Below are 7985 nucleotides of genomic sequence, written 5' to 3' on the forward strand. Positions count from 1 at the left end.
GCCGCGCTGGCCGGTGCCGCGCGCGGCGCGTCGGTGCTGCGCGTCCACGACGTGGCCGAGACGGTCCAGGCCCTGGCGGTCTGGCGCGCCTGCGCCGCCGGCCGCGCCCCCGACTGATCGCGGTCCAGGGGGCCGCCGCCCCCTGGCGGGGAGCGCGAGGGGCGGCGCCCCTCGCATCCCTTTGCCCGCCGCGCTAGGGATTGCGCATGAGCGCCCCATCCCCCGCCCGCCGCCTGTTCGGCACCGATGGCATCCGCGGCACCGCCAACCGCGCGCCGATGGATGCCGCGACCGCCCTGCGCCTCGGCCAGGCTGCCGGGCGCTACTTCAACCGCGGCACGCATCGCCACCGTGTCGTGATCGGCAAGGATACCCGACTGTCCGGCTACATGCTGGAACCGGCCCTGACCGCGGGCTTCATCGGCGCGGGGATGGACGTGGTGATCGTCGGCCCGCTGCCCACGCCGGCGATCGCGCTGCTCACCCGTTCGCTGCGTGCCGATCTCGGCGTGATGATCAGCGCCTCGCACAACCCCTACGAGGACAACGGCATCAAGCTGTTCGGCCCGGACGGGCTGAAGCTGACCGACGAGCAGGAGAGCGAGATCGAGGCGCTGATGGCCGGCGACCTCGATGCCGCGCTGGTCGCGCCGTCGCGCCTCGGTCGTGCCAGCCGGCTCGAGGATGCGCCCGGGCGCTATATCGAGGCCGCGAAGTCCTCCTTCCCGCGCGGGCTGACGCTGGAGGGGCTGCGCATCGTGGTCGATTGCGCGCATGGCGCCGCCTACAAGGTGGCGCCGACCGTGCTGTGGGAACTGGGGGCCGAGGTGGTGCCGATCGGCGTCGCGCCGGATGGGTTCAACATCAACAAGGGGGTGGGCTCGACGGCGCCGGCCGCGCTCGCGACGCTGGTGCGCGAACGCCGCGCCGATCTCGGCATCGCGCTCGATGGCGACGCCGACCGCGTGGTGCTGACCGACGAGACCGGCCAGGTGATCGACGGCGACCAGATCCTCGCGCTGGTGGCGCGGTCCTGGCATGCGCAGGAGAGGCTGCGCGGCGGCGCCGTGGTGGCGACCGTGATGTCGAACATGGGGCTCGAGCGCTTCCTCGCGGGGCGGGGGCTGAAGCTGCTGCGCACGGCGGTCGGCGACCGCTATGTCGGCGAGCGCATGCGAGAGACCGGCTGCAACCTCGGCGGCGAGCAGTCCGGCCACATGATCATGCCGGAATTCGGCACCACCGGGGATGGGCTTATCGCGGCACTTCAGGTGCTGGCCGTGCTGGTGGAGGAGAAGCGCGCGGCCAGCGAGGCGCTGCGCTGCTTCGCGCCCCTGCCGCAGCGCCTGGTGAACGTCCGCTACGCCGGAGCCTCGCCGTTGAACGATGCCGCGGTGAAGGCGGCGATCGCGGCGGAGGAGGCCGCGCTCGGCGCGCGCGGGCGCGTGCTGATCCGCGCCAGCGGCACCGAGCCCGTCATCCGCGTCATGGCGGAGGCTGAGGAGGAAGCGCTGGTGGACGCCACCGTGGCGCGCCTGGCCGAGACCATCCGCGAGAAGGCGCGCGCCGCATGAAGGGGCGCGTGCTGATCGTCGCCGGCAGCGATTCGGGCGGTGGGGCGGGCATCCAGGCCGACATCAAGGCGGTGACCGCGCTCGGCGCCTTCGCCATGACGGCGGTGACGGCACTGACGGCGCAGAACACGCTCGGCGTGCATGGCGTGGTCGGCATCGACCCGGCCTTCATCCGCCAGCAGATGGCGGTGGTGCTGGACGACCTCGGCGCCGATGCGATCAAGACCGGCATGCTGCATTCCGTGCCGGTCATCACTGCGGTCTGCGAGGAGATCGCCCTGCGCGCCGCGCGGATCCCGCTGGTGGCCGACCCGGTGATGGTGGCAAAGGGCGGGCACCCGCTGCTCGACCCCGATGCGGTGGGCACGCTGAAGGCGCGGCTGCTGCCGCTCGCGACCGTCATCACCCCGAACCTGCCCGAGGCCGAGGTGCTGACCGGGCGGCCGATCCGCGATGTCGCGGGCATGCGCGACGCCGCGGCGGCGCTGCGGGCGCTCGGCGTGCCTGCCGTTCTGCTGAAGGGCGGGCACCTCGAGGGCGATACGGTGACCGACCTGCTGGTCACCGCCGAGGGCAGCGAGGAATTCACCGACCCGCGCATCGCCACGCGCCACACCCACGGCACCGGCTGCACGCTGGCGAGTGCCATCGCCGCCGGCCTCGCGCAGGGGATGGCGCTGCGCGACGCGGTGGTGCGCGCGCGGGCCTATGTGCGCGCGGCGATCGCGGCGGCGCCGGGCTATGGCGCGGGGCATGGGCCGCTCGACCATGGCATCACCTTCGATCCGGCGCGGCTCGGGCGTTAACCGGACCCTTACGCATCCTGTTGCAGGGTGTGCCATGGCGCTCACCCTCACCCAGGTCAGGTCGCTGTTCGGCGCGCAGGCTGAGGCCGGCGGGACCGGCAACGCGGCCATGGCGATCCCGGCGCTGCGGCGCGCCACCGCCGCGGGCGCCGAGGCCAAGGGGATCGCGCGCGAGACGAAGGACCCGGTCACGCTGACCGCGCTGGCGCAGTTCCGCGTGGCGCTGGACAAGGCCGGTTCGATCGAACAGGCGTTGCAGGACCCGCGCATCCTCAAGGTGGTCATGCCCGCGCTCGGCCTGCCCGACCAGGCGGGCAATCCGGGCTTGGTGCGGCGCGCGCTGCTGTCGGACCCGGCGGATGCGAAGGGGCTGGCGGCGCAGCTCGGCGCGACCTGGAAGGCGGCGGCGGCGACGCTCGGCGTGCATGCAACGGGGCTCGACGGGCTGCGCGACCCGGCGATGGTGCAGCGCCTGTCCGATGCCTTCCTGAAGTACCAGTACCGCAGCGGCCTCGACGAAGAGCAGGCGGGGCTGTCGGATGCGCTGTACTTCCTGGAGGCGGCGAGGACCGCCGAGGATGTCTTCGACGTGCTGGGGGACCCGGTGCTGCGGCGGGTGGTGACGGGGGCGCTCGGCCTGCCGGACCAGCTCGCCGTGCAGTCGGTGGAGGCGCAGGGCCGCGCGGTGACCTCGCGGCTCAAGGTCGCGACCCTGCAGGACGACCGGGCGGTGCGGAAGCTTGCGGAACGCTACCTGATCGCCGCGGCGAACAGCGCGGGCGCGGCTGCGGCCGCGACCGACCCGATGGCGATGCTGACGGCGCTGTCCGTGCGCGCCTGACCGGCCGCGCCCACGGGGCCGGATGCCCCGGCACGGCTTGACCCGCCGGCGCGACGGCGCGTATCCCGGCCATGGGCCACGCCCCCCCACCGGGGCGCATCCGCTTCTGGAAGGGAGCAGAACCATGGCGAATCCCGCCGCGACGCCGGACATCCGTCCGCTCACCCCCCGCCCGGCCGTGAAGCCGGCCAATCCAAGATTTTCCTCCGGTCCCTGCGCCAAGCGTCCCGGCTGGACGCTGGCGGCTCTGGAGCCAGCCCTGCTCGGGCGCAGCCATCGCGCGGCCAACCCGAAGGCGCGGCTGGCGGCGGTGATCGAACGCTCGAAGGCGGTGCTCGGCATGCCGGCCGACTGGCGGCTCGGCATCGTTCCGGCCTCGGATACCGGCGCGGTGGAGATGGCGCTGTGGTCGCTGCTCGGGCCGCGCGGCGTCGATATCCTGGCCTGGGAGTCCTTCTCGAAGGACTGGGCGACGGATGTGGTGAAGCAGCTGAAGCTCGGCGATGCGCGCGTGCTCTCCGCGCCCTATGGGCGGCTGCCGGACCTCGGCGCGGTGGATGCGGCGCGCGACGTGGTCTTCGTGTGGAACGGCACGACCTCAGGCGTGCGCCTCGCCAATGCAGACTTCATCAGCGATGCGCGGGAGGGCCTCGCGATCTGTGACGCGACCAGCGCGGCCTTCGCGATGGAGCTGCCCTGGCACAAGCTCGATGTCGTCACCTGGTCCTGGCAGAAGGTGCTGGGCGGGGAGGCGGCGCATGGGATGCTGGCGCTGAGCCCGCGCGCCGTGGCCCGGCTGGAATCGCACAAGCCCGCCTGGCCGATGCCCAAGATCTTCCGCATGACGAAGGACGGGAAGCTAAACGAGGGCATCTTCAAGGGCGAGACGATCAACACGCCCTCGATGCTGTGTGTCGAGGACGCGCTGGACGGGCTGCGCTGGGCCGAGAGCGTCGGCGGGCTGAAGGGGCTGGTGGCGCGGTCCGAGGCGAATCTTGCCGCCATCGCACGCTGGGTCGCGACGAAGCCTGGCTTCAACTTCCTGGCCGAGGACCCGGCCACGCGGTCCTGCACCTCGATCTGCCTGACCATCACGGCGCCCTGGTTCACCGTGCTGGGCGCGGAGGCACAGGCGGCGGCGGCGAAGAAGCTCGCCTCGCTGCTCGAGAGGGAAGGCGTGGCGCTCGATGCCGGCGCCTATCGCGATGCGCCGCCGGGCCTGCGCGTCTGGGGCGGGGCCACGGTCGAGACCGCGGATATCGAGGCGCTGATCCCCTGGCTCGACTGGGCGCTCGCGACCGTCGAAGCCGAGATCGTGGTGGCCTGAGAGATGCTGATGCGCACGCCAAAAGTTCTCATTTCCGACAAGCTCTCCCCCGCCGCGGTGCAGATCTTCCGCGACCGCGGCATCGAGGTGGACTTCAAGCCGGGCCTCTCCCCGGCCGAGCTGCGCGCCATCATCGGCGCTTACGACGGGCTCGCGGTGCGCTCCGCCACCAAGGTGACGCGCGAGCTGATGGAGGCCGCGCCGAACCTCAAGGTGGTCGGGCGCGCGGGCATCGGCGTGGACAATGTCGATGTCACCTCCGCCACCGCGCGCGGCGTGGTGGTGATGAACACGCCCTTCGGCAACGCCATCACCACCGCCGAGCACGCCATCGCGATGATGTTCGCGCTCGCGCGGCAACTCCCGGACGCTTCCGCCTCCACCAAGGCGGGCAAGTGGGAGAAGAACCGCTTCATGGGCGTGGAGCTGTTCGGCAAGACGCTCGGGCTGATCGGCTGCGGCAATATCGGTTCGATCGTGGCCGACCGCGCGCTCGGGCTGAAGATGAAGGTGATCGCCTTCGACCCCTTCCTGTCCGAGAAGCGCGCGGTCGAGATCGGCGTCGAGAAGGTCGAGCTCGCCGACCTGATCGCGCGCGCCGACTTCATCACGCTGCACACGCCGCTCACCGAGCAGACGCGCAACGTGATCTCGCGCGATGCCATCGCGCGGATGAAGAAGGGCGCGCGCCTGATCAACTGCGCGCGCGGCGGCCTGGTCGATGAGGCCGCGCTGTATGATGCGCTGAAGTCCGGTCACCTGGCGGGCGCCGCGCTCGATGTCTTCGAGACGGAGCCGGCCACCGACAGCCCGCTCTTCACCCTCGACAACGTTGTCTGCACGCCGCATCTGGGTGCGGCCACCGCCGAGGCGCAGGAGAACGTCGCACTCCAGGTGGCCGACCAGATGGCCGATTTCCTGCTGACCGGCGCGGTCTCCAACGCCATCAACATGCCTTCCGTCACGGCGGAGGAAGCGCCGCGCCTCAAGCCCTACATGGAGCTCGCGCGGCTGCTGGGCGGCATGGCCGGGCAGCTCACCGCCGCGCAGGATGGCGCGATCAAGGCGATCCGCGTGGAATACGAGGGCCATGCGGCGGAGCTCAACCACCGCCCGCTGACCGCGGCCGCGCTGGCCGGCGTGCTCGCGCCGCTGATGGGCTCGGTCAACATGGTCAATGCCCCGGTGCTGGCGAAGCAGCGCGACATCACGGTGGCCGAAACCGTGGTCGAGCGCAGCGGCGAATACCAGACCCTGCTGCGCCTGACGGTGGTGACCGACACCTACGAGAAGTCCATCGCCGGCACGCTGCTGGCCGAGAACAAGCCCCGCCTGGTCGAGATCAAGGGCATCGCGGTCGAGGCCGACTTCGCGCCGCACATGCTCTACGTGACCAACCAGGACCGGCCCGGCTTCATCGGCCGCTTCGGCATGGCACTGGCCGATGCGGGCATCAACATCGCCACCTTCCACCTGGGGCGCTCGGCCCCCGGGGGCGATGCGATCTGCCTGGTCGGCCTGGACGGGCCGATCCCCGAACCCGTGCTCGCAGGCGTGCGGCACCTGCCGCTGGTGGTGCAGGCGACGCCGCTGGCCTTCTGATCAGCGCACGCCGATCGTGCCGACCGCCATGCTGCCGGCCGAGCGCGTGAGGTAGGGGGCGACCGATTCCACATCCGACAGGCGCGGCAGGTCAGCGAGCCGCGCCAGCGTCGCATCCGGCCCCAGGGTGAAGATCGGGTTCGACAGGGCGGTGCGGATGCCGGCCCGGTCGTTGGCGGCGATCGGGCCGATCGCCGCGGCCAGCGCGGCCGCGACATCCTGCGGCAGGACCTCCATGGAGACGCCGATCGCCGCCCGCGCCTCCCGGATGGCGGCGACCAGCAGCGGCACCTGGCGTTCGGGGAAGGCCACGCCGGCGGATTGGCTCCGCACGCCCGCGACGCAGGCCTCGAACTGCGCGAGTGCGGTGGCGGCCTCGGCCGGCCGGCCGCGATAGCGCGACATGTCTCCGAGGTTGCGTTCGGCGAAGGTGAGGTTGAGCCGCGCATTGGCCGGCTGGAAGCCGGCGCCGCCGAAGGTGAAGTCGGGCGGCCCGGGCGGCGCGCATCCCGCCACCGTACCGGCCAGCAACGCCGCCAGGAAAAACCGTCGCCGCGCCATCGCCCCTCCGGTGCTTCGGTCTTCGGGGCAGCATCCTGGCCCGACGGAGGCTCGGCGCGAAAGGGAAAGGATCGATCGGGGCGGCCGCAGCCGGTCCCGGAGAAATATGCGACCGGATCGATTCGTCTGGTCGGCTTTCCCGCTCTGGAAAACCCGGATCCTAGACCAGCGCCGCGATCGCGAGGCCGATCAGCGCCCAGAGCGGGAGCGAGAGAACCAGCGCATTGGCGAGGCCGCGCGCCATGGCCACGTCGTCATCCTGGATCGCAGGCGGTGCCGGGAAGCGCGAAATGGCCGGGGCGTCGGACATGGGTTCCTCGAGTCGATTCCCGCCGTACAGATTGCGGGAGAGCTGTTGATGGATCGTGAAGATCGATAGAGCGCGGATGTGCCCTGGCCATGGCATGCCTGTGGCGCCGGCGTGGCAGGCGGCGGCGGGGGTTGCCCGCTGCCGGCGCCCCTGTCACAGACTGCGCCCGCGATGACCGACGACCTGCCCAATCCCGCCCTGCTGCCCGCGGGCCTGGCCGACCTGCTGCCGCCCGAGGCCGAGCGCGAGGCGGCGCTGGTCGAGGCGATGATGGCCGTCTTCGCCGGGCACGGCTACGAACGGGTCAAGCCGCCACTGCTGGAATTCGAGGACAGCCTGCTGGCGGGTTCCGGTGCGGCGGTGGCCGAGCAGACCTTCCGCCTGATGGACCCGGTCAGCCAGCGCATGATGGGGCTGCGCGCCGACACCACGCCGCAGGTGGCGCGCATCGCCGCCACGCGGCTGTCCGCGCAGGCCCGGCCGCTGCGCCTTTGCTACGCCGGCCAGGCGCTGCGTGTGCGCGGGACGCAGCTCGCCCCCGCGCGGCAGGTGCCGCAGGTGGGCGTCGAGCTGATCGGCGGCGCCGCCCCGGCGGCCGATGCGGAGGTCGCGATCGTCGCCGTCGAGGCGCTGGCCGCGGTCGGCGTGCAGGCCGTGAGCCTCGACGTCACCCTGCCCACCATGGTGCCCGCGCTGCTCGAGGCCGCCGCGCCCCCCGATGCGCCGCGCGCGCGCCTGGCCCGGGCGCTGGACCGCAAGGACAGCGCGGCGGTGAGCGCGCTCGTCAAGGAACTGGGTGGTGCCCTGGCGGTGCTGCCGGGGCTCATGGCCGCGGCCGGGCCGGCCGATGGCGCGCTGGCCGCGCTCGAGGCCGCGGAGCTTCCGGCCGGCGCGCGCGCCATCGCCGAGAGCGGATCGGGAGAGCGCACGTCTGAGCTCCTGTCACGGCTACAACCGGGGTGCC

The 7985-nt window shown here is 72.4% G+C and carries 8 protein-coding genes; 6 read left to right on the plus strand and 2 right to left on the minus strand.

Translation table 11 applies throughout. The annotated features are described in order from the left end of the window. Positions 1–206 precede the first annotated feature (206 nt). From glmM to serA, 5 genes are all read left to right on the plus strand, one after another. Positions 207–1574 (plus strand): phosphoglucosamine mutase, encoded by a 1368-nt coding sequence (glmM, locus tag HW578_RS19720; protein WP_198372424.1) that lies wholly within the window; start codon positions 207–209, stop codon positions 1572–1574. After that, positions 1571–2380 carry a bifunctional hydroxymethylpyrimidine kinase/phosphomethylpyrimidine kinase gene (gene thiD / locus HW578_RS19725; RefSeq protein WP_198372425.1) on the plus strand — a complete coding sequence of 270 codons (810 nt, stop codon included), beginning with the start codon at positions 1571–1573 and terminating at the stop codon, positions 2378–2380. The genes glmM and thiD overlap by 4 nt, the downstream gene beginning before the upstream one ends. A 34-nt stretch (positions 2381–2414) precedes the next feature. Next, on the plus strand, positions 2415–3221 hold the full coding sequence (locus tag HW578_RS19730; RefSeq protein ID WP_198372426.1) for a DUF1217 domain-containing protein: 807 nt from the start codon (positions 2415–2417) through the stop codon (positions 3219–3221). A gap of 124 nt (positions 3222–3345) precedes the next feature. Continuing rightward, complete coding sequence (locus HW578_RS19735) at positions 3346–4548, plus strand: phosphoserine transaminase (RefSeq protein ID WP_198372427.1); 1203 nt, start codon at positions 3346–3348, stop codon at positions 4546–4548. Between the two features lie 9 nt (positions 4549–4557). Then, positions 4558–6150: a phosphoglycerate dehydrogenase gene (serA, locus tag HW578_RS19740; RefSeq protein WP_198372428.1), complete on the plus strand. Its 1593-nt coding sequence runs from the start codon at positions 4558–4560 to the stop codon at positions 6148–6150. Here serA and HW578_RS19745 read toward each other — a convergent pair whose 3' ends face one another. Beyond that, the gene (locus HW578_RS19745) at positions 6151–6711 is read right to left on the minus strand and encodes a hypothetical protein (RefSeq protein ID WP_198372429.1); all 561 of its coding nucleotides are present in this window, start codon (positions 6709–6711) and stop codon (positions 6151–6153) included. 160 nt (positions 6712–6871) lie between these two features. Continuing rightward, on the minus strand, positions 6872–7021 hold the full coding sequence (locus tag HW578_RS19750) for a hypothetical protein (RefSeq protein WP_198372430.1): 150 nt from the start codon (positions 7019–7021) through the stop codon (positions 6872–6874). Between the two features lie 171 nt (positions 7022–7192). Between HW578_RS19750 and HW578_RS19755 the strand changes: the two genes are divergently transcribed. After that, positions 7193–7985, plus strand: a 793-nt coding sequence (locus HW578_RS19755; RefSeq protein ID WP_198372431.1) for an ATP phosphoribosyltransferase regulatory subunit, incomplete at its 3' end; no start/stop codon positions are given.

It is taken from the genome of Roseomonas rosulenta, assembly GCF_016106005.1.
In the GTDB taxonomy this organism is placed as follows: domain Bacteria; phylum Pseudomonadota; class Alphaproteobacteria; order Acetobacterales; family Acetobacteraceae; genus Neoroseomonas; species Neoroseomonas rosulenta.

Bases quoted from the DNA above. Each gene is read 5' to 3' on its own strand.
- serA (WP_198372428.1), top strand. From the start codon at position 4,558: ATGCGCACGCCAAAAGTTCTCATTTCCGACAAGCTCTCCCCCGCCGCG.
- HW578_RS19750 (WP_198372430.1), bottom strand. From the start codon at position 7,021: ATGTCCGACGCCCCGGCCATTTCGCGCTTCCCGGCACCGCCTGCGATC.
- HW578_RS19735 (WP_198372427.1), top strand. From the start codon at position 3,346: ATGGCGAATCCCGCCGCGACGCCGGACATCCGTCCGCTCACCCCCCGC.
- thiD (WP_198372425.1), top strand. From the start codon at position 1,571: ATGAAGGGGCGCGTGCTGATCGTCGCCGGCAGCGATTCGGGCGGTGGG.
- HW578_RS19745 (WP_198372429.1), bottom strand. From the start codon at position 6,711: ATGGCGCGGCGACGGTTTTTCCTGGCGGCGTTGCTGGCCGGTACGGTG.
- HW578_RS19730 (WP_198372426.1), top strand. From the start codon at position 2,415: ATGGCGCTCACCCTCACCCAGGTCAGGTCGCTGTTCGGCGCGCAGGCT.
- glmM (WP_198372424.1), top strand. From the start codon at position 207: ATGAGCGCCCCATCCCCCGCCCGCCGCCTGTTCGGCACCGATGGCATC.